Genomic DNA, 21,725 nt, shown 5'->3' on the forward strand with positions numbered 1-21,725 from the left:
TTTTATGTTAGATGTGATGATCGATTATCTACGTTTATCTCAATCTGAAATCAATGCAATCTCTTTGAGTGTTAGAGTGGCATTGGTTTCAATTTCGGTGAGCTTACCTTTTGCTATTGCTGTCGCATGGTTGCTTGCACGCAAAGATTTTTGGGGTAAGTCGATTATTAACGGTCTTATTCATTTACCGCTTGTTTTACCTCCCGTTGTAATTGGGTATTTATTATTAATTGCTATGGGGCGTAACGGTATTATTGGTCGCTATTTACTACAGTGGTTTGATTTTAGTTTTGGCTTTAGTTGGTACGGTGCGGCGTTAGCTTCTGGAATCGTTGCATTTCCGTTGCAGGTTCGTGCTATTCGTTTGGCAATTGAAAATATTGATTTTCGGCTGGAACAGGCAGCACAAACGTTAGGTGCTTCTTCATTGCGGATATTTTTTACTATTACGTTACCGCTTTCATTACCGGGGATTTTATCAGGAATGATTTTAGGTTTTGCACGATCTTTAGGTGAATTTGGTGCAACCATTACTTTTGTATCTAATATTCCTCAAGTGACCCAAACTATTCCGCTGGCGATGTTTTCTTTTATTGAAACACCGGGTGCGGAATATTCGGCATTTAGACTTTGTGTTATCGCCATTATTATTGCATTGATCTCTTTATCAATTTCTGAATGGCTGGCGAAACGAATGCAACAAAAATTGGGGTAAAGATACTTGTAATTATAAGCCTGTGCCGAGTGATACTTTAGCGGTAATTTTTGATTATTTATTTTACAATCGTTCATCATTTCCTATATGAGGCTTTATCGTGTCGTTATTTCTATGTGCTGAAGAAAGATTAGTGCAATGTGCAACTTCTTTAATTGAACAGTTTCCTGAGCAATACAACACTACACTTTTTCAACAAATTCAAAAAGATAAACATAATCAAAAAACGCAACTCGGGCAATTAGGTTATGGATTATGTTTATCAGATTTTGTGTTTGAAACTTTGCAAAAACAACCGCACTTTCTCAAACAATGTTGGCATCAGCTCCCTACTTTAGCTGATTGCGATCGATATTTCGTTCGCTTACAGGAAATACTGATAAATACCGAAACGGAAGAACAACTGTACCGCAAGTTACGTCTATTTCGTCATCGTGAGATGGCAAAACTTAGCCTTTGTCAAAGTTTAAATTTAGCTACAGTAGACGAAATTTTTATTCGGCTTTCTCAATTAGCTGAAAGTTTGATCATTGCCGCAAGAGATTGGCTGTATGAAAAAATTTGCACAGAATTGGGGACGCCAACGGATACACAAGGCAATCCTCAACAATTATATATTTTGGGTATGGGTAAATTGGGTGGATGTGAGTTGAATTTTTCTTCAGATGTTGATTTGATTTTCACTTATCCGACAAATCAGGGGGAAACACGGGGAGGACGGCGTAGTATTGAAAATGGTGTATTTTTCACAAGATTGGGACAACGCTTAATTCGTGCTTTAGATGAATATACTGTTGACGGTTTTGTATATAGAACAGATATGCGTTTACGCCCTTTTGGTGAAAGCGGTGCATTGGCATTAAGTTTTAATGCGATGGAGCAATATTATCAAGATCAAGGTCGAGATTGGGAACGCTATGCTATGATAAAAGCTCGGATTCTGGGAGCAAATATGCAAGATCCGAATGTAAAAATATTACAGCAATTATTACGCTCTTTTGTTTATCGCCGCTATATTGATTTTAGTGTGATTCAATCTTTACGTGATATGAAAAATAAAATTGCCGGTGAGGTTCGCCGTCGAGGATTGTTGGACAATATAAAATTGGGTGCTGGCGGTATTCGAGAAATTGAATTTATTGTGCAGGTTTTTCAGCTTATTCGTGGCGGACGTGAAATCATTTTACAACAACCATCGCTGCTTCATCTTTTACCTGCACTGGAAAAATTGGGTTTAATTGATACCGAGCAAAGCACAAATTTATATCATGCCTATTTATTTTTACGCAGAGTGGAAAATATTTTACAAGCTATTGATGATAAACAAACGCAAACGTTGCCAAGTGCGGATATCGATCGTGAACGTTTACTTCTTGCTACAAAAAATTTTACCTATTTTCCGATATCGACGGAAAATGCAGGAAAAGAAACCGCACTTGCTCAATATCCTATTGAAAATTGGCAACAATTTTTACAGGTATTGCATGAACATCAGCAAAAAGTGCGGTTCGTTTTTCGAAATTTAATTGGCGAAGATGACGATGAGGAAGAAAAAAATATTGCTGATGATCTGTGGCACGACTTTCTCAATGCGGACATTAATGAGCAAGAAATTAAAGTCATATTGCAGGAAAATCAAATAGATGAGCAATATTTTGATGAAATTATTGAAAAATTGACACAGTTTAAACTGGATTTATCTCGTCGATCAGTGGGAGAACGTGGTCGCAGAGTATTAACGCAATTAATGCCAATGTTGTTCCGTCAAGTATTTCGATACAAAAATTCTCAGCAACTTTTACCTAGAGTCTTGAAAATTCTGGATAAAATTATCACGCGTACTACTTATCTTGAATTATTGGTAGAAAATCCACAAGCCTTAACTCAGCTTCTTAAATTATGTGCACAATCAAAAATGATTGCTGAACAAGTTGCAAAATATCCCATTTTACTTGATGAATTATTAGATCCTAATGCACTGTTAAATCCTACGGATTTTCATCAATATTCATCTGAATTACGCCGCTATTTACTTCGTTTACCGGCAGACGATGAAGAACAAATTATTAATGGGTTACGCCAATTTAAACAAACCGCCTTATTACGTGTTGCGGCAGCGGATATTTTAGGGGCATTACCTGTTATGAACGTTAGTGATCACCTTACCTATTTAGCCGAAGCAATTATCGAAAATGTTGTCAACCTCGCTTGGCAACAAGTCAGTCTAAGATTTGGTACACCTGAATATTTGAAGGAAAATCAAAAAGGGTTTTTGGTTATTGGTTACGGTAAATTGGGCGGCATTGAGCTTGGTTATAAATCAGACTTGGATCTTGTTTTTCTCTATGACGGAAGTCAAACAGGACAAACTATCGGCGGTAAAAAATCCATTGATAGCAATCAGTTTTATCTGAAATTGGTACAAAAAATAATTAGTATTTTTAGTATGAATACTAGTGCAGGAATACTTTACGACATAGATATTCGTTTACGTCCTGCTGGTGATTCAGGGTTATTGGGGTGTTCCTTAAATGCCTTTGAAAATTACCAACTGAATGAAGCGTGGACTTGGGAAAAACAGGCTTTAGTTCGTTGTAGGGCGGTATACGGCGATATTGATTTATGTGAACGCTTTGAAAAAATTCGTTGTAATGTGCTTTCAGCTCCAAGAAATGTGGAACAGCTGAAGCAAGATATACGAGAGATGCGTCAAAAAATGTATCATCATCTCTCTAAACATAAAACGGACGAATTTAATATTAAGACTGATTTGGGCGGAATTACCGATATTGAGTTTATTGCACAATATTTGGTTTTAGCTTATGCTCCCCAACATTCAGCATTAACACGTTGGTCTGATAATGTCAGGATATTTGACTGTATGGCTGAAAGTGCGGTGATTTCACAAGAAGTTTCCACAAAGCTAAAAAAATGCTATGTAAATTTACGAAACCAAATTCATCATTTAAATTTATTAGGTCAAGAACCGATTATTAATGCACAACTATTTAGCAAGGAAAGAACCTTTATTCTCAATACATGGAAAAGTTTATTGGAATGAATGAACTTATAATTGCCCTAAAATCAGCATATGATAAGAAATTATTTATCATTTGTATTTTCTTTGTTATGCTATGCAGACCTTTAACTTACATTAACAAATGAGAAATAAACGATGAAATTAAATAAATCACTTTTGGTCGGCACATTAGTTGCCTCAACTGTATTATTAGCAGCTTGTAATGAAAAAAATAAAGCGGAAACAACGCCAACTGAACCAGTTACAGTTGCAGAAACTCAAGCTCAACCTGACGTTCAAGGAAAAACTGAAACAACTTCATCTGAATCAACCGCAGTTGAAAACACACAACCTGAATCTCAAGAAAAAGTTGTTTCAGAAAAAAGTGAGACAGCTGAACAAGAAATTCTTAATCAGTTTAACAATACAGTTACGATCCAATTGGTGGGGTATCAGAGTGAAAAAATAGAGGGTGAAGATACTTTATCTTTCGTTTATAACGTTAAGAATAAAGGTGATAAAGCAATCAAAGAACTTCAGTGGTATAACCTTATTTTCTTTGATTCGACTCTGGTAGAGCCTCTTTCAATAGCCTATTCTTTTGAGGATACGCTTGCTCCAGAAGGCGAGGGCGAAATAAAATTAACAAAATTAGCTAAAACTTATGCTGAAGAGATTCGTGCAGATATACTAAAACCGGAAGCTAATCTTCAATTTAGCCCAATAATTGCAGGTCGAATTATTTTTGAAGACGGTACGCAATTAGTTGTAACTACAGATGAAGAGCTTACTCAATCTTTACAGCAAATTTTAACGCAATAATTTTTAAAAATAATTATTCAATGTGCTAGTTATCTATCCGATCTTACAAGCTATAAAATCCATAAATAGCTACAAAAAGTTATCAATAAGATTTTATAGATTGGTAAGATCGGTTATGTTTCCGCATTGAAATCTACTGCCCATTATTGGCGAAACCGAAAGAAATTCGTCGTAAAAAGCGTGCAGAGCAACAAGAAAAAGAAGTGTGAAGAAAAAAAGCTGAGAATTTGCTAAAAATCAGCTCAACAAACCGCACTTTAATAATAAAAATTTCTGCGAGAAATCATGTAAAAAAAATAACACCCTCTTAACAAGAAGAGGGTGAATAATCAATTTACCATTGGTACCCTATAGAAACTGAACCTGCCATTTTGCCTTGAGAATTTCTATTTCCTTGAAATTTAAGCATAATCTTACCGTTATCACTCATACGAGAATAACCAATCGCCATTGCGTTTTCTCCGCCATAACCTGCTGCAGAAATGGCTAACATAGATTTACCCGGCATAGAGACTGATGTCAACCCTGCCGCCGCATTTGCCCCCGCAATTCCTGCACGTAAATTTCGGTCAGTATTATTCAATTGTGTACGCAATTCATTATTTCTACCGTCCACATAGTTTTTATTTACCACCGCACTTCCAGTGGTTGTTGGTTTAATATCCGGCACGGTAATAATACCTTGTTTACCATCAATCTTAATTTCACCACCCACACCTTTAACAGTTAAGCCTTTTGCACCATAGGTAGCAGTAGCAGTACCAATCTTATCTGTTACAGTTAAGCCATCGCTATTTAACGTCGATTTCTTACCGCTCTCCTCTTTGGTTTCAAAAGCTTTCATATTTTTCAAGGTATCCGACAGTTTTATTTCTAAACCATCATTAGTTTTATTGGTTTCTACCTTGATATTGCCAGCGGCACTACTAAATGAACTTGTAGTTTGACCGTTTTGAGTTTCCTCTTCCCCTTTAATAATTAAGGTATCGCTCAGTTTTCTATGAACAGTCTTATCCTTACCACTCTCATTCCCTGCAAAACTCAATCCTGCTTGTGCAACCGCTTTTAAATCAGCGAGATTGGCGGCTTTGTGTAGTTCATCTTTTGTCATTTGTTGCCCTTGCTGACCGTTCATACCCTCAGCAACTAATTTTTTCACTAGCTCAAGCGTTTTATCTTGTCCCATTGGTTGATCTTGAGTGCCATTATCAAGCCCTAAACCGGATTTGAGGTTATTGATGGCAACAGGTGGGTGAGAAGTACTACCATTTGTGTCTTTTCCGCCTAAAGTGATAGTATTTTTCGCTTCACTATCATATTTCACTGCCACTTTATCCGCTTCTGCCTGTTTATCGGCGATGGTTTGGATTTTGTTTTTCACAAATTTTTTCACCGCACCGGCAGTCGTGAGTTTTTTGTCTTCAGTATCAGCATCCTCTTTAATATCTTCAGTCGCTTCAATCTTAAAGGAAATGGTGCCTGTATTCGCATCAATACTCGGTTTGATATAGTCATCACCTTTTAACTTAATTGTCGCACCAAGCTGACGTGTCATTTTGTTTGCTGTGGTACTACCAGCCTGATCTGTAGACGTTGTAGTACTACCAGCGTCCACTTCGAAGATTAAACCTTTGTTAATGGTTTCGATGTTTTTATCAATAGCTTCTTTGAAAGTAGTTGCTGCTTTGACAGTATCATCTTTTCCGTCTTTATCTTTCAATTTAGCAAAAGTTGATTGTTTAAACGTTTTTGTCTTGTCATCAACCTCAGCCCCTAAAATATCTGTCCCTAATTTTCCAAAGACTTCAATCACACCATAAAGCTGTCCGCCATTAATCGCATCAGTTGAACCGGGCATCACGCTACCTGCTGCAACGTGAGTAATAATGCGTTCTGCTCCTGTATTGCCCACACTGACGACCGAGTTCCACTGCCCATTCTTAGAAGTACCTGCATCTTTCCAGCTGAATTTCAAACTGTTTTTACCCACTCCAAATTCAGCACTTTCAAGTGCGTTTTTCTTCGTTTCCAATTTAGAATTTTTCCCCAAGGCGAAAGAACTATCATCGTCCTTGTCGCTAAGTTGAATAATTCCCAATTTATCTGTTACTTTTTTTGCCAATTTAAGCGTAACGTTTTGTTTGCCCTGTTCAACTTTCGTTTCAATCTCATCTTTTGTGCCTAATACTTGCAAGGCTTGCGATCTGAGTTTAACCGCACCTTGAGGATTTCCGCTTGCAGATGGCGTACCTGTGGGCTGTGGTGGTTGCGGTTGAGGTTGTGCTTGTGCCGTGTTGGAATTATCCGCTTCAATTTTTAGCGTTAATGAATCCAATTGAGTTTTCAAGTAATTTTTAACCGCACTTACGGTAACCAGTTTATCGCCATTCGGGTCTGTTGTACTACCTGAACCCCCCATGCTTTGACCATTCGTATCAATCGAATTAGCCACATTAAGTTTAAAGGTGATTTTGCCTACATTGCTACCGCCACTGCCATTTTCAGTCGCCAACGTGAGGTATGAGTCGCCTTTAAACGTTAAGGTTTCACCCAGTTTACGAGTGACAGGAGTTTTTCCGTTTTGTGCTGATGGTTGAGTTGTACTTCCATCTTCCACCGCAAACTTCAAGCCTTTTTCCACAAGGGCTTTGGCGATGTCGGACAAGTCTTTCACATTGACAGCGTTGTTGAAAATGTTACTGCCATTACTACCAAGATTTCCATTGAGGACATTTTCAATATTGCTAGTTCCGCTACTTCCGCCATTGCTATTTACCCCTAAACCACTTCCAAGTTTAGTGATTTGTTTATTACCTAAATCTAAGCCGTCTTTGCCAAAGGTAAATGTGCCACTGTCAGCGGTGATTTTGACCGTTGGACTAGTTGGGCTACCACTACCATTCGTAAATTCAATTTTTGCAACCGCACTTCCGTTACTTCCGCTAATCGTGCTAATGCCTTTCAAATCCTTATTCAAAGCGATTTCTAATGTGTCTTTGCTTGTTTTTGTGAAAATATTTTGATGGGTATTTGGTGCACCATTTTGCCCCGCACTTGTCGCTGGGCTTGAAGCATCGCCTTTCGCCCCTTTAATGTTCAAGGTTGAACCGAGATAGAGTTGTTGCTCGCTGTTGCTTCCACCACTTCCGTTAGTATCACCTTTAAACTTCAAGCCCTCATTGAGTTTGGCGATGTTTTTATCAATCGCGTCTTTGAAAGTACTTGGTGTTTTACTGTTACTATCACTTCCACTTGCATCTTTCAATTTTGCAAAAGTTGGCATTTTAAAACCGTCACCATCGCTATCTGCTTTTTTTGCACCCAATATACTAATGCCTAAATGACCGAATGTATGAATGACATTGTAAAGTTGTCCGCCGTTAATCGCATCGGTTGAACGGTCAGTCACTTCACCTGCGGCGACGTGGGTAATTAGACGTTCGGCATTTTTGTTACCCATACTGACAACCGATTTCATTTGACCGGCTCCTGCATTGTTCCAACTGATTTTTACATCATCTTTTCCTACGTTTTGTGTAGTTCCGGTTGGGGCAAGTTTTTTAGTTGCTGCAACAGAATTTTTCCCCAACGCAATGGAATCACCAGCGGCGGTTTCAACTTTCGCACCCTCACCAATGGCGACCGCACCTGCGACTTTGGCTTCGGCTCCTTTGCCGAGGGCGATGGCGGCTGTGGCACTTGTGTGAATTTTTGCCATTTTTCCTAATGCAATGCCGTAATCGGCTTCAACAGTTGCAATGCTACCGATGGCAACGGCTGCTTTGCCTGATGATTTGGTAAATTGTGAGTTGCCGCTGCCGGTATTTGTGCCGTCATCATTTGCCGTTCCGATAACGATACTGTACATGCCTTTGCTCATTTCCGTTTCCGCTACGCCAATGGCTAAAGAATGCTCAGCTTTAGCACCATCGTTGTTTTTATTCGTTTCAGCCTTTAATTTATTAACAGAGAAATACGATACTCCGCCACCGCCGGCATTTTTCATCGCTTCTCGTAACTGCCCTAAATTGACGGCGTGCGTATCTTCCGTCCCCGGTGCGACATTCACGATTTGACGGTATTTTGTATCTTTTTTACCGATTGATAGTGCACCGCCGAGTTTGTCTTTGAATTGATTTGCAAACTTTTCACTTATCCATGTTTTTTCTTTAGCCTCAGTCTTATCATCTTTTGTAATCATAAAAGTGCCATTTCCTGACGGACTATCGGCTTCAGATTCAGCACCCAAAGCGATTGCATCGCTATGTTGACTATCCACTCTCGCATTGTAACCAATAGCAACGGCTTTTTGAGACTCCACAGAAGAATGTGCCCCTAAGGCGGTTGATTGTGAACCTTTTGCATAAGCACGATGTCCTAGAGAAATATCGTCAGTTTGCTCAGCATAAGATTGCATACCCAAAGCCACTGTATGGCTACCATAAGCAATGGCTTCTGAACCTAATGAAACAGCCTCTTTATTTGCAAATGCTTGTTCTCCTATTGCAACAGCTTTGTTTCCGTTTGACCTAGCTCTATGTCCTATAATTACGGTTTCTCTTATTCTCATCCAGTTATCTGTATCAATAGTGATTTGTCCGCCAGCATTCTTCCAATCCCTTTTTCTTTTGAAAATAAGAGATTTACTACCAGGGGCTAGAATAATTGATTTATCCCCAACTTTACTTATAAAAGGAACTTTATTATTTCCTCCCTTATCATTTAAAATCGTATCTGGACCAATTTTTGCTTCATCAGCTGTAAACCCACTCAAAACTATATTAATATCCTGACCATACACAAAACTCCCAGTCAATAAAAACGCCAACGGCAATAATTTAAACAGCCCTAAAAAATTGCCCGAAATCCCACCGCACTTTGGTTTATTTTCAGAACGGCTCGCCACTTGGCAATTTTTCGCCAATTCAGACACCACTTTGGTTTGTCCGGTGGTTACATCGTATTTGGTTTTGAAAATCTTATTCATGGTTTACTCTCTTTAATCTTTTAAAATGGGTTATTTAATAATTTATTTTGTTGATTTTTTTCACTTTTTTATGGTTGTGAATGGATTAAACTTTTTGTTTTTTAGGTAGATTAATGAGGTATAAATCGGCGATGCCTTGCTTTTTAAGGCAAAGCAGAAAAAGACGAATGATATTTTCGCTAAGGGTTTTAAAAGGGGAAATTTGGGTATGACGAGAAGTTAAAAATTTTTTAAAATTTATTTTGCAAGGTTTATAAAAAGGCGTTAGCCTAGGCTGTAGGCTGTAGGCTGTAGGCTGTAGGCTGTAGGCTGTCATTTTTTCTTTTCTATTTTATTTGTCAAGTAATCATTAAGCAGTAGAATTTTGCGATTCTATCCTAAATTTTATTAAGAATGAAATAGTTTTTTCATTTTTTTTGTTTCGATCTCGATTATATAGTGAATCAAGATGTTTGAGGGGAAAGATAAAGGCGGAGTTTGGCTTTTTTTTGGTTCTAATTACAGGTTATGTTTTGGCGAGATTGCTATATAATGTCGAATTATCTTACCGATTTATCAATTTTCTTTTCTTTGGGAGTAAAAGATGACTCAAGCGAAGATTTATTCCGTTTCACAACTTAACCAATCCGTACGCCAAATGTTAGAAGGGCAGTTAGGGTCGGTTTGGTTGACGGGAGAAATTTCCAATTTTACTCAGCCTGTTTCGGGGCATTGGTATTTTAGTTTGAAAGACGAAAATGCACAGGTGCGTTGTGCAATGTTTCGCATGAAAAATATGCGTGTCGGATTTAAAGCACAAAACGGAATGCAGGTTTTGGTGAGAGCTTCCGTGAGTTTGTATGAGCCTCGTGGCGATTATCAATTGATTATTGAGTCAATGAATCTTGCGGGGGATGGCTTATTGCAACGGCAATTTGAGGCGTTAAAGTTAACATTGGCGGCTGAAGGGTTGTTTGCACAACATTACAAGAAAAACTTACCGCACTTTGCAAAATCTGTCGGTATTATTACGTCGCCTACCGGTGCGGCGTTGCAGGATATTTTGCATATTTTGCAACGTCGAGATCCGAGTTTGCATGTAGTGATTTATCCGACCGCAGTGCAAGGCAAAGAGGCAACGGCAGAAATTGTACAGATGATTGAATTAGCCAATCAACGTCGGGAGGTTGATGTTCTTATTGTTGGGCGGGGTGGCGGCTCGTTAGAGGATTTATGGTGTTTTAATGAAGAGAGGGTGGCAAGGGCTATTTTTCATTCCGAGTTGCCGATTATTAGTGCGGTTGGACATGAAATAGATGTAACTATTGCGGATTTTGTTGCGGACGTGCGTGCACCGACCCCTTCTGCCGCCGCAGAGCTTGTCAGTCGTCATCAACAAGAGTTATTGGATCAATTATTTTATCGTAAACAACGCTTGGAAATGGCGTTGGATCGTTTTTTCCAACAAAAAGTGAAGTTGTTACAACGACTGCAGTTTCGTTTGCAACAACAACATCCGCAAAGTCAATTAAATATTCAACAAAAAATGATGCAACAATTACTTCATCGTTTACATCTTGCGTTAAGTACTTTTGTCGATAAAAAACAGCAGAAAATGACCGCACTTTGTCGTCGTTTAGATAATTCACCTTTGCCTTATTATGTGCAAAAACAGCACCAAATTTTGGTTCAATTGGAGCTTCGTTTGAATAGCGGATTACAAAAAAAATTCAAAAATGCCGATTATCAGCTTAGTCGATTATGTGGAAAATTAGACAGTTTGAGTCCGTTGAAAGTGTTGGCTCGTGGTTATTCGATTACGAAAAATCAGCAGGGACAGGCGTTGAAAAACAGTCTTCAAATTGAGGTCGGACAACTGATCAGCACGCAATTAGAGCGAGGGATTATTGTTAGTCGTGTTGAAGCGATGGAAGAGTAAACTAAAGGTGCAAATAGGTTTGCTCCTTTAGTTTGTGTATGGATTGGGGTAGTTAGTTGCGTTTACCGAAAATAGCGGTTCCGATTCTTACCATGGTTGAACCGCACTTTATTGCACTTGCCATGTCATCACTCATTCCCATTGATAATGTATCAATTTTTTCATCAGGAAACGCCAGTTGTAGTTGAGTGAATAAATATTTCATTTGATTAAATGCTTGTTCTTGTGCGGTGATATTATCAGTCGGTTCAGGAATTGCCATTAAACCTCGTAGGCGTAAGTGCGGTAGATTTTGGATATGTTTTGCCAAAATCAACATTTCTTGAGGTTGAATACCTGATTTACTGTTTTCAGCACTGATATTAATTTGAATGAGGACATTTAGTGGTTGTTTATAGTGAGGACGTTGTTCATTTAGACGAGTAGCAATTTTTTCACGATCAAGCGTTTGCATCCAGTCAAAGTTTTCAGCAACTAATTTTGTTTTGTTGGATTGGAGCGGTCCAATAAAATGCCATTCAAGTTGAATATGTTGTTCTATAAAATATTGAATTTTTTCCACACCTTCCTGCACATAATTCTCCCCAAATGCTGTTTGCCCTGCCTGATAAGCTATCAGAATATCCTCGACCGGTTTGGTTTTACTGACTGCTAATAAGGATACTGTGGAAGAATGTCTTTTTGCCTGTTCGCAATATTGCGATATTTGTCGGTTTATTTTCGCTAAATTGTTTTTTATTTGCATCATAATGAGCAAGACCTGTTGAAGTTGGTTTGATATGGGCATTATTTTACCTTAATTATTCGACAGGGGGAAATTTATGAAAAATTTTTCATTTTCTATTTGACAATAGCATAAAATTTCGGTATTTCTAACGCACTCTTTTTTGATTTTGAAATAACCGAATGTATAACCGCACTTTTTCTATTACCACGATGATTATTACCATTAAGATGATTAATGGCGTGGGCTAGTGCATAAAAAATAGGATTTACAAAGCCCGCCTCGTAAAAAAGTGCGGGTTTTTTTATTAACGTTTTTATTATTAAATCTTCACAACATATAAGGAAAAATTATGCGAGTACTCAAATTTGGCGGCACATCTTTAGCGAATCCGCAACGCTTTTTACAAGCAGCAGCACTTATTGAAAAAGCACATTTAGAGGAACAAGCCGCAGGCGTTCTCTCTGCACCGGCAAAGATTACCAATCATCTTGTAGCACTTTCTGAAAAAGCCGCTTTAAATCAACCTACTGATGGTCATTTTGATGAGGCTATTGAGATTTTTTATAATATTATTAATGGCTTATATGCAGAAAATACTCATTTTGATCTTGTTGGCACCAAAGCATTAATTGAGTCGGAGTTTGCACAAATTAAGGGATTATTAGAAAACATTCGTCAGGCGGGAAAAGTAGAAGATGCGGTAAAAGCGACGATTGACTGTCGAGGTGAAAAATTATCTATTGCGATGATGAACGCTTGGTTTGAAGCCAAAGGATATACGGTTACTGTGATTAATCCGGTAGAGAAATTATTGGCTTATGGCTCTTATTTGGAAAGCAGTGTGGATATTGCGGAATCAACTAAACGAGTTGATGCAAAATCTATTCCTGCTAAAAATATTGTTTTGATGGCAGGATTTACAGCTGGAAATGACAAAGGCGAATTAGTTTTATTGGGTCGTAACGGTTCTGATTATTCGGCAGCGTGTTTGGCTGCTTGTTTAGGTGCAAGTGTTTGTGAAATTTGGACGGATGTAGATGGTGTTTATACCTGTGATCCTCGTTTAGTCCCTGATGCTCGGTTACTTTCCAGTTTATCTTATCGTGAAGCAATGGAGCTTTCTTATTTTGGGGCTAAAGTTATTCACCCTCGCACTATTGGTCCTTTAGTTGAGCCGCAAATTCCTTGTTTGATAAAAAATACGGGTAACCCTGAAGGTGCAGGATCAATTATTGACAATCGTGAAAATATTTCTGAAGGGCTACAGGTTAAAGGCATTACTAATTTAGATAATGTTGCTATGTTCAATGTATCAGGACCGGGTATGCAGGGGATGGTTGGTATGGCAGCACGTGTTTTTTCCGCCATGTCAAAAGCCAGCGTTTCCGTTATTTTAATCACGCAATCTTCTTCTGAATATAGTATTAGTTTTTGCGTACCGACTAAAGCTATTGAAAAGGCAAAAGCGGCACTAAATGCTGAGTTTGAACAGGAACTTGTCGCTAAAGATCTTGATCCTGTGGAAGTAATTCATGATTTGTCAATTATTTCCGTAGTAGGTGATGGTATGGAGCGGTCTAAAGGGATTGCCGCTAGTTTCTTTTCGGCATTAGCTAGTGCCAATATCAGTATTGTTGCTATTGCACAAGGCTCTTCCGAGCGTTCGATTTCAGCGGTTGTTCCTTTGAATAAGGCGATTGAAGCGGTTAAAGCAACTCATCAGGCATTGTTTAATAATCGTAAAGTTGTTGATATGTTTTTAGTCGGTGTTGGTGGGGTCGGTGGTGAACTTATTGAACAAATTAAACGGCAAAGTGAATATTTGGCAAAAAAAGATATTGAGATTCGTGTTTGTGCGTTGGCTAATTCGAATAAAATGTTGTTAAATGAAAATGGGTTAAATCTTGGTAATTGGCGTGAAGATTTGGCAAATGCAACACAACCGTCAGATTTTGATGTATTGCTTTCTTTCATTAAATTACATCATGTGGTTAACCCTGTTTTTGTGGATTGCACAACCGCTGAAAGTGTAGCAGGATTATATGAAAGAGCTTTGAAAGAAGGCTTTCATGTGATTACACCGAACAAAAAAGCCAATACCCGTGAGCTGGATTACTATAACCAAGTGCGTGAAAATGCACGTAAAAATCATCGTAAATTCCTTTACGATACTAACGTTGGTGCAGGATTGCCTGTGATTGATAACTTACAAAATCTATTAGCCGCCGGCGATGATGTAGTGAGTTTTAACGGTATTTTGTCAGGATCTCTCTCTTTCATTTTCGGTAAGTTGGAGGAGGGGCTTTCTCTTTCAGAAGCTACCGCACTTGCTCGTGAAAAAGGCTTTACAGAACCGGATCCGAGGGATGATTTATCAGGGCAAGATGTGGCTCGTAAATTATTGATTTTGGCACGTGAAATCGGTTTAGAACTTGAGTTGTCGGATATTGAGGTAGAGGGCGTTTTACCGCAAGGTTTCTCAGAGGGAAAATCAGCAGATGAATTTATGGCGATGTTGCCTTCATTGGACGAAGAATTTGCAGAACGTGTTGCAAAAGCAAAATCGGAAGGCAAAGTATTGCGTTATGTAGGACAAATTGAAGAAGGCAAATGTAAGGTTTCTATTGTTGCAGTTGATGGAGACGCACCGTTATATAAAGTGAAGAACGGTGAAAATGCGTTAGCTTTTTATACTCGTTATTATCAGCCGATTCCTTTGTTATTGCGTGGTTATGGTGCTGGTAATGCGGTAACGGCTGCCGGAATTTTTGCCGATATTTTAAGAACCTTAAAACATTAATTGGAGTGATAAATGTTAAGAATTTATGCACCTGCATCAAGTGCAAATATTAGTGTTGGATTTGATACATTAGGGGTTGCAGTATCTCCTATTGATGGTTCATTGTTAGGTGATGTCGTTCAGATTGAAGAAATTGAACAGGGATTTGAACTGGAAAGTACGGGGTATTTTGTGCGTAAATTGCCAAAAGAACCGCAAAAAAACATTGTTTATCAAGCCTATGTGTTATTTAGTGAACGTTTAAAATTACGCAATCTGAAAATAAAGCCGTTGCGTTTAACGTTAGAGAAAAATATGCCTATTGGCTCGGGATTGGGATCAAGTGCTTGTTCTATCGTAGCTACTTTAGTGGCGTTAAATCAATTTTATCAGCAGCCATTTTCTAAAATGGAATTGCTGGAAATGATGGGCGAACTAGAGGGGCGAATTTCAGGTTCAATACACTATGATAATGTTGCACCTTGTTATTTGGGCGGTGTGCAATTGATGGTGCAATCTCTAGGTAATATTTGTCAGCAATTACCTTTCTTTGATAATTGGTACTGGGTATTAGCTTACCCGGGAATTGAAGTTTCAACGGCAGAAGCTAGAGCAATTTTACCGAAAAGCTATACTCGGCAAGATGTGATTTCTCATGGTCGCCATTTAGGGAGTTTTGTACACGCTTGTCATACTCGGCAGGAAGCATTGGCGGCCTATATGATGAGAGATGTTATTGCAGAACCTTATCGTGAAGCATTATTGCCAAATTTTGCTGAGGTTAAACAGGCAGTGAAGGATTTGGGCGTACTTGCTTCAGGCATATCCGGTTCAGGTCCAACTATGTTTGCGATTGCTCCGGATTTAGCTATTGCGACTAAATCGGCAACTTATTTAGAAAACAATTATTTACAAAATAATGAGGGCTTTGTGCATATCTGTAAAGTGGATAATGTGGGTGCAAGGGCTTTAGTTTAACGAGAACAAGTTATGAATTTATATAATATTAAACATCCGGAACAACAAGTAAGTTTTTCACAAGCTGTGCGTCAAGGTTTAGGAAAAGATCAGGGCTTATTTTTTCCTGAAAAATTACCGCACTTTGACGACATTGATAGCCTTTTATCTTTGCCTTTGGTTGAACGCAGTCAAAAGATTTTAACTGCTTTAATTGGTGCGGAATTGTCACAAGAAACTATTAGTGCAATGGTAAAAAATGCCTTTACATTTCCGGCACCGATGGTCAAAGTAGAAGATAATATCTATGCCTTAGAATTGTTCCACGGTCCCACGTTAGCTTTTAAAGACTTTGGAGGACGTTTTATGGCACAAGCCTTAGCGGTTGTGCGTGGCGACAGTAAAATTACTATTTTAACTGCTACTTCTGGCGATACCGGTGCTGCGGTTGCACATGCTTTCTATGGCTTAGAAAATATTGAGGTAGTGATTTTATATCCAAAAGGTAAAATAAGTCCGTTACAAGAAAAATTATTTTGTACACTTGGCGGGAATATTCGAACTGTTGCGATAAACGGTGATTTTGATGCTTGTCAAGCATTGGTGAAACAAGCCTTTGATGATGAAGAACTTCGTCAAGCTGTTGGTTTAAACTCTGCGAATTCGATTAATATCAGTCGCTTGTTGGCACAAGTTTGTTATTATTTTGAGGCGGTTGCACAGTTACCGAAAGAAATCCGTCAAGACATTGTTATTTCTGTGCCGAGCGGTAATTTCGGTAACTTAACAGCGGGATTAATTGCCAAAACTTTAGGCTTACCAATCAAACGCTTTATTGCGGCAACCAATGCCAATGATACCGTTCCTCGCTATTTGAATAGCGGAAAATGGCAGCCTCATACAACGGTTGCGACTCTTTCCAATGCAATGGATGTGAGCCAACCGAATAACTGGCCTCGTGTAGAAGAATTATTTAAATATAACGGCTGGTCTTTAAGTGAATTGGGTTCAGGTGCATTGAGTGATGAAGAAACAGAAAAAACCTTGCGGGCACAATATGCCAAAGGTTATTTATGCGAACCGCATGGGGCTATTGCGTATCAGGTGCTAAAAGATCAATTACAGGTTAATGAAACGGGTATTTTCCTTTGTACGGCACATCCGGCAAAATTCAAGGAAAACGTTGAGCGTATTTTAAGTCTCGAGCTTGTGCTTCCGGAAACATTGGATAGGTACAACAAGTTGCCATTGCTTTCTGATGAAATGGAAAATGACTTCGCTCAATTACGTGCTTATTTATTAAAAAAATAAAGCATTTTAAATTAAAAGTGCGGTTGAAAGTCGGAAAGTTTCGATTTTATGTACATATAATAAAAGAGTGGGATTCCCACTCTTTTGTTTGCTGTACTGTTTTTTTAGACAAGAAAAACTTTTAATTCGGGAGCTTATGCCTCTTATTTTCTTGATAGACTTGCTTGAATTTTATTTTTTGCCACTTTCATCACAGTTTTGTACATTGCTACATTTTCCGTAAAGATACAGATTGTGTGTTTTTAATTTGATGCCATGTTCCGCACTGATTTCACGTTGGCGTTTTTCGATAACTTCATCATTAAATTCAAACACTTTGCCACAATCGACACAAATAATGTGATCATGATGTTCTTCCGGTGCTAATTCAAAAACAGATTTGTTACCTTCAAAGTTATGGCGAATAAGAATATTTGCCTCATCAAATTGGTTAAGTACACGATAAACAGTGGCTAAACCAATATCTTTACCTTGTTCCAGCAACATTTTATAGACATCTTCGGCGGAGAAATGTTGCATTGTGCCTCTACTTTCTTGCATTAGAGACAAAATTGTTAAGCGTGGTTCTGTAATTTTTAAACCTGCTTTTTTTAGTAGCTTGATATTTTCTTCAGACATGGTAGCTCCTCAAATTTTATGCCAGTTCAGCTAAACACATTTCGTCATACACTTGTTTAACCCATTTTTCTACACGTTCTGCGGTGAGTTCTGGTTGACGATCTTCATCAATACATAAACCTACGAATGTATTGTCATCAACTAAGGCTTGCGAGACCTCAAAAGTATAACCTTCGGTCGGCCAATGCCCAACGATAATTGCACCTTTGGGCTCGATAATATTGCGTACCGTACCCATCGCATCACAGAAATACTCTGCATAGTCTTCTTGATCCCCACAACCAAAAATAGCGACTAATTTATCGGTAAAATCAATTTCTTCTAAGGTTGGAAAGAAATCGTCCCAGTCACATTGGGCTTCTCCATAATACCAAGTTGGGATACCGATCATTAAAAAATCATAGCTTTCAATGTCTTCTTTACTACTTTTAGCAATATCACGAATATCAATGAGTTCTGAACCTAATTGTTTTTGTATCATTTTAGCGATATTTTCAGTATTACCCGTATCACTACCATAAAATAAACCGACAATAGCCATTTTTATCTATTTCCTTGAATTTTAAAATAATCTTTTAAGATCGTTATAATTAACTCTCAATGACTAATCGCTTGTTCAGACGCCTGACTTCTAACTGCTGAACTAAATCCGCATGTAACTTTTACTCAATACGCTTTAAAATGCTAAATTTATCGCATTGAAGTTGATTACATTTGTTTATTCGGAGCTGTTGTTCATGAAGCAGTGAATTTGTTCTAGACGTCCTACTTTGGGAAGCGTCGCAAACAGATTTAGTGTAATACAATCTGCATCTTGTTTAGCCGTTTTCAAACCACTGAAAATATATCAATTCTAGCCTGGTTCTAATTGAGAATGATAAGCTAAAAGCAAAATTTGAAGCGAACTATAACACAATTTATAAGTGAATTAAACCCTATAGATCAAGTAAACATGAGAATTTTTATGACAAAAAACGCTGAATTGATCTAATCACAAAATCCGCTTTTTCAGCATGTACCCAATGCCCGCTTCCATTGATGGTAAAAGAGGTTGCTTGTGGAAATTGAGCAAGAATTTGCTCGCTGTATTCCGGTAAAATGTAATTTGATAATCCGCCTCGGATAAACAGTGTTGGTTTGTTAAAAAATCCTTTTTTCCAATCCATGATCTCAGCGTAATTTTGTTTAAGTGCGGTGAGATTAAAGCGAAATTTTTCTTTTGCTTGTGCATCGAAAGACTTGAGCATAAATTGCTGTACGCTTTCTTGTGGAATATAGTTAGCCAGTAATTGTTTTGCTTGTTGACGAGTTTCCGATTGTGCTTTACTTACGGCAAAAAGTCCCGCAAATACACTGTCGTGTTCATTGTTGCTATAGTTGACCGGTGCAATATCAATCACAATGAGCTTTTCTATTAAGTGCGGTCGTAGCATTGCACATTTCATCGCTGTTTTTCCACCCATAGAATGCCCAATTAAAATAACGTTGGTTAAATTCAAATGATCAATGACTTGTAGAACATCTTCCGCCATCAGCTGATAGTTCATTTCTTCACTATGAAAACTTTGTCCATGATTACGTAAATCAAGACGTAAAATAGGGTATTTTTCGGAAAAAGCACGAGCAATGACACCAAGATTATTCATATCACCAAATAAACCGTGAATGAAAACAAGAGTGGGTGAGATTTGCGAGTTGTTTATAGCGTGAAATTGGTAATTGAGTAATTTAGTCGTGGGCATAATTTTTGCGTGTGTATTTGTAAAGAAATCGTTATAATGTGCGAAAAATTCAAATAGATCAAGTAGAAATCTCTTGTAGGCTTGTAATGTAAAAGGAGTTCGGTTATGAAAATTATTGAAGTTGACGAAGAGCTTTATCAGTATATTGCCGGTCAAACGAAGTCTATCGGTGAAAGTGCGTCTGATATTTTACGCCGTTTGTTAAATCTTCCTTATTCTAAAGTAGCAAGTGCGGTACAAAATTCGGAAAATGTATCTACAGAAGCGATTTTACCAAACACTTGTATAGAAAGTGAACAGGAAGTTCAAACGAACGAATTAATAAATATTCCTGTCAAAAAGCAGTCTGATGAAGCTATTCAGAAAATTGTTGATAAAGTAAGAAATCTTTTATATTCAGAAGAATTCCAGCAAGAAACAAAAGCTGTTGTGCGTTTTTTGAGCTTGTTGCGTACACTTTACCGCACTAATCCGGAAAGTTTTGCATTGGCAACGGAAAGTTTGCAAGGTCGAACAAGAGTTTATTTCGCACGTGATGAGGCTACTTTACTGGTAGCGGGTAATCATACAAAACCGAAACAAATTCCCGACACTCCGTTTTGGGTGATCACTAATACTAATAGCGGTCGAAAAATGTTGATGTTGGAAAGTGCGATGGAATCTATGCATTTACCACAAGAACTCATTGAAGAAGTTAGATCTTTTTTTGTGACGAATTAGCGATGTTCCTTTGGCATAAATATGCACTCACTCCCTTATTTCAATCAAAAATAGCCTTGCGAAACTCGCAAGGTGAAGTCTTTACTTGGCAACAACTTTGTTCTTTAATCAATCGGCAATCTCTACTTTTTCAGCAACAAGGTGTTAAAGCAGGTTCGGGCGTGTTGTTATGTGGTAAAAATGATTTTTCATTATTGTTGGCTTATTTGGCAACAATTCAGTTGGGAGCAAGAGTTTTAGGTGTTAATCCGAGTTTTCCTGCCGATAAAATTCAGCATATCGCAGAATGTTATCAATGTGATTTTATTTTTAATAGGACTGCTTTCCTGTTTAAAAATATGCAAAATTTGACCGCACTTTCTGTGAGCGACTGTACGCAATATGTAGATGTTTTACCTGAAACTGAAGTTAAAATGGATTTGCAGGCTGTGGCAACTTTAACTTTAACTTCAGGATCAAGTGGTTTACCGAAGGCGGTTGTACATAGTTTGCAGGGGCATTTAGATAATGCGATTGGCGTTTGTGAGTTAACCCAATTCAGTGCAAAAAACAGTTGGCTTTTATCTTTGCCTTTATTTCATGTTTCCGGACAGGGGATTATTTGGCGTTGGTTGGTAAGCGGTGCAGAATTGCATTTACCGCAAGAGGATTTTTATTTTTCTGTTAGTCAGGCAAGTCATTGTTCGTTAGTACCGACGCAACTTCAACGTTTATTCGATTATTGGCAACAAAATCCTACTCTCCCACGTTACACACAGCATATTTTGTTAGGCGGTACGCAAATTCCTACGCAGTTGACTGAGAAGTTGGCACAATACAGTATAAAAAGTTACACCGGCTACGGTATGACAGAAATGGCTTCAACGGTTTGTGCAAAATTGAGTGATGGTAAACGTGGAGTAGGGCTGCCGTTAGCGGGGCGTGAAGTGCGGTTAGTTTGTGATGAGATTTGGGTGCGAGGTGCTGGTCTTGCTTTGGGTTATTGGCAACAAGGTAAAATTTGTTCTTTACTGAATGAACAGGGTTGGTTTGCCACAAAAGATAAAGGTATTTGGCAAGATAATGAATTGCACATTTTAGGACGCTTAGATAATATGTTTATCTCCGGCGGGGAAAATATTCAACCGGAAGAAATTGAACAAATTATTGGACAGAATGAAACGGTTGCACAGGTTTTTGTATTGCCCATTGATGATGTTGAATTCGGACAAAGACCGGTGGCAATGATTAAATTTCACGATGTTTTTTCTGAACAGGCAGTACATGAATTACATATTTGGTTAGCGGATAAATTGGAAAAGTTTAAGCAACCTATTCAATATTTTCCATTGCTGTTGCAATCACAAGGAAATATCAAAATTTCTCGTCATCAGTTAAAGTCTGAGCTAACTCGTTTATTAGGAAAGTAAG

General features: G+C 38.2%; 14 protein-coding genes and 1 pseudogene. 9 read left to right on the top strand and 6 right to left on the bottom strand.

What is annotated here, in order from left to right; translation table 11 throughout:
* Positions 1 to 4 precede the first annotated feature (4 nt).
* The 3 genes from modB (at position 5) to HSM_RS01765 (ending at position 4,556) form a co-directional block, all read left to right on the top strand.
* Positions 5 to 715: a molybdate ABC transporter permease subunit gene (gene modB, locus HSM_RS01755; RefSeq protein ID WP_012341202.1), complete on the top strand. Its 711-nt coding sequence runs from the start codon at positions 5 to 7 to the stop codon at positions 713 to 715.
* A gap of 100 nt (positions 716 to 815) precedes the next feature.
* Complete coding sequence (gene glnE, locus HSM_RS01760) at positions 816 to 3,776, top strand: bifunctional [glutamate--ammonia ligase]-adenylyl-L-tyrosine phosphorylase/[glutamate--ammonia-ligase] adenylyltransferase (protein WP_012341203.1); 2,961 nt, start codon at positions 816 to 818, stop codon at positions 3,774 to 3,776.
* Positions 3,777 to 3,890: 114 nt separating this feature from the next.
* Positions 3,891 to 4,556, top strand: a complete 666-nt coding sequence (locus HSM_RS01765; protein WP_012341204.1) for a hypothetical protein — start codon at positions 3,891 to 3,893, stop codon at positions 4,554 to 4,556.
* 334 nt (positions 4,557 to 4,890) lie between these two features.
* On the opposite strand, the gene HSM_RS01770 is transcribed toward HSM_RS01765, so the two are convergent.
* Complete coding sequence (locus tag HSM_RS01770; protein WP_012341205.1) at positions 4,891 to 9,543, bottom strand: YadA-like family protein; 4,653 nt, start codon at positions 9,541 to 9,543, stop codon at positions 4,891 to 4,893.
* 583 nt (positions 9,544 to 10,126) lie between these two features.
* On the opposite strand from HSM_RS01770, the gene xseA reads away from it, so the two are divergent.
* On the top strand, positions 10,127 to 11,461 hold the full coding sequence (gene xseA / locus HSM_RS01775) for an exodeoxyribonuclease VII large subunit (protein WP_012341206.1): 1,335 nt from the start codon (positions 10,127 to 10,129) through the stop codon (positions 11,459 to 11,461).
* A gap of 52 nt (positions 11,462 to 11,513) precedes the next feature.
* Here xseA and HSM_RS01780 read toward each other — a convergent pair whose 3' ends face one another.
* Positions 11,514 to 12,206, bottom strand: coding sequence for a YggS family pyridoxal phosphate-dependent enzyme (locus tag HSM_RS01780; RefSeq protein ID WP_041605223.1), 693 nt, complete (start codon positions 12,204 to 12,206; stop codon positions 11,514 to 11,516).
* Between the two features lie 331 nt (positions 12,207 to 12,537).
* Here HSM_RS01780 and thrA point away from each other — a divergent pair, with 331 nt between their 5' ends.
* Genes thrA through thrC form a run of 3 tightly spaced genes read left to right on the top strand, consistent with a single transcriptional unit; the run spans position 12,538 to position 17,235 of the window.
* Positions 12,538 to 14,988: a bifunctional aspartate kinase/homoserine dehydrogenase I gene (gene thrA, locus HSM_RS01785; RefSeq protein WP_012341208.1), complete on the top strand. Its 2,451-nt coding sequence runs from the start codon at positions 12,538 to 12,540 to the stop codon at positions 14,986 to 14,988.
* 12 nt (positions 14,989 to 15,000) lie between these two features.
* Positions 15,001 to 15,945: a homoserine kinase gene (thrB, locus tag HSM_RS01790; RefSeq protein ID WP_012341209.1), complete on the top strand. Its 945-nt coding sequence runs from the start codon at positions 15,001 to 15,003 to the stop codon at positions 15,943 to 15,945.
* A 12-nt stretch (positions 15,946 to 15,957) separates the two neighbouring features.
* The gene (thrC, locus tag HSM_RS01795) at positions 15,958 to 17,235 is read left to right on the top strand and encodes a threonine synthase (protein ID WP_012341210.1); all 1,278 of its coding nucleotides are present in this window, start codon (positions 15,958 to 15,960) and stop codon (positions 17,233 to 17,235) included.
* Between the two features lie 171 nt (positions 17,236 to 17,406).
* On the opposite strand, the gene fur is transcribed toward thrC, so the two are convergent.
* The 4 genes and pseudogenes from fur to HSM_RS01810 all read right to left on the bottom strand — a co-directional run bounded on the left by fur (position 17,407) and on the right by HSM_RS01810 (position 19,595).
* Positions 17,407 to 17,853: a ferric iron uptake transcriptional regulator gene (gene fur, locus HSM_RS01800; RefSeq protein ID WP_011609366.1), complete on the bottom strand. Its 447-nt coding sequence runs from the start codon at positions 17,851 to 17,853 to the stop codon at positions 17,407 to 17,409.
* 16 nt (positions 17,854 to 17,869) lie between these two features.
* Positions 17,870 to 18,394: a flavodoxin FldA gene (gene fldA, locus HSM_RS01805; protein ID WP_011609365.1), complete on the bottom strand. Its 525-nt coding sequence runs from the start codon at positions 18,392 to 18,394 to the stop codon at positions 17,870 to 17,872.
* 56 nt (positions 18,395 to 18,450) lie between these two features.
* Positions 18,451 to 18,685 (bottom strand): annotated as a pseudogene (ybfE, locus tag HSM_RS11070) (LexA regulated protein).
* 130 nt (positions 18,686 to 18,815) lie between these two features.
* Positions 18,816 to 19,595 carry an alpha/beta fold hydrolase gene (locus HSM_RS01810; RefSeq protein ID WP_012341211.1) on the bottom strand — a complete coding sequence of 260 codons (780 nt, stop codon included), beginning with the start codon at positions 19,593 to 19,595 and terminating at the stop codon, positions 18,816 to 18,818.
* 105 nt (positions 19,596 to 19,700) lie between these two features.
* Between HSM_RS01810 and seqA the strand changes: the two genes are divergently transcribed.
* Both seqA and menE read left to right on the top strand, forming a co-directional pair.
* Positions 19,701 to 20,315: a replication initiation negative regulator SeqA gene (seqA, locus tag HSM_RS01815; protein ID WP_012341212.1), complete on the top strand. Its 615-nt coding sequence runs from the start codon at positions 19,701 to 19,703 to the stop codon at positions 20,313 to 20,315.
* Positions 20,316 to 20,317: 2 nt separating this feature from the next.
* Positions 20,318 to 21,724: an o-succinylbenzoate--CoA ligase gene (gene menE / locus HSM_RS01820; RefSeq protein WP_012341213.1), complete on the top strand. Its 1,407-nt coding sequence runs from the start codon at positions 20,318 to 20,320 to the stop codon at positions 21,722 to 21,724.
* Position 21,725 lies beyond the last annotated feature (1 nt).

The sequence above is a fragment of the Histophilus somni 2336 genome (assembly GCF_000019405.1).
Taxonomy (GTDB): Bacteria; Pseudomonadota; Gammaproteobacteria; order Enterobacterales; family Pasteurellaceae; genus Histophilus; species Histophilus somni.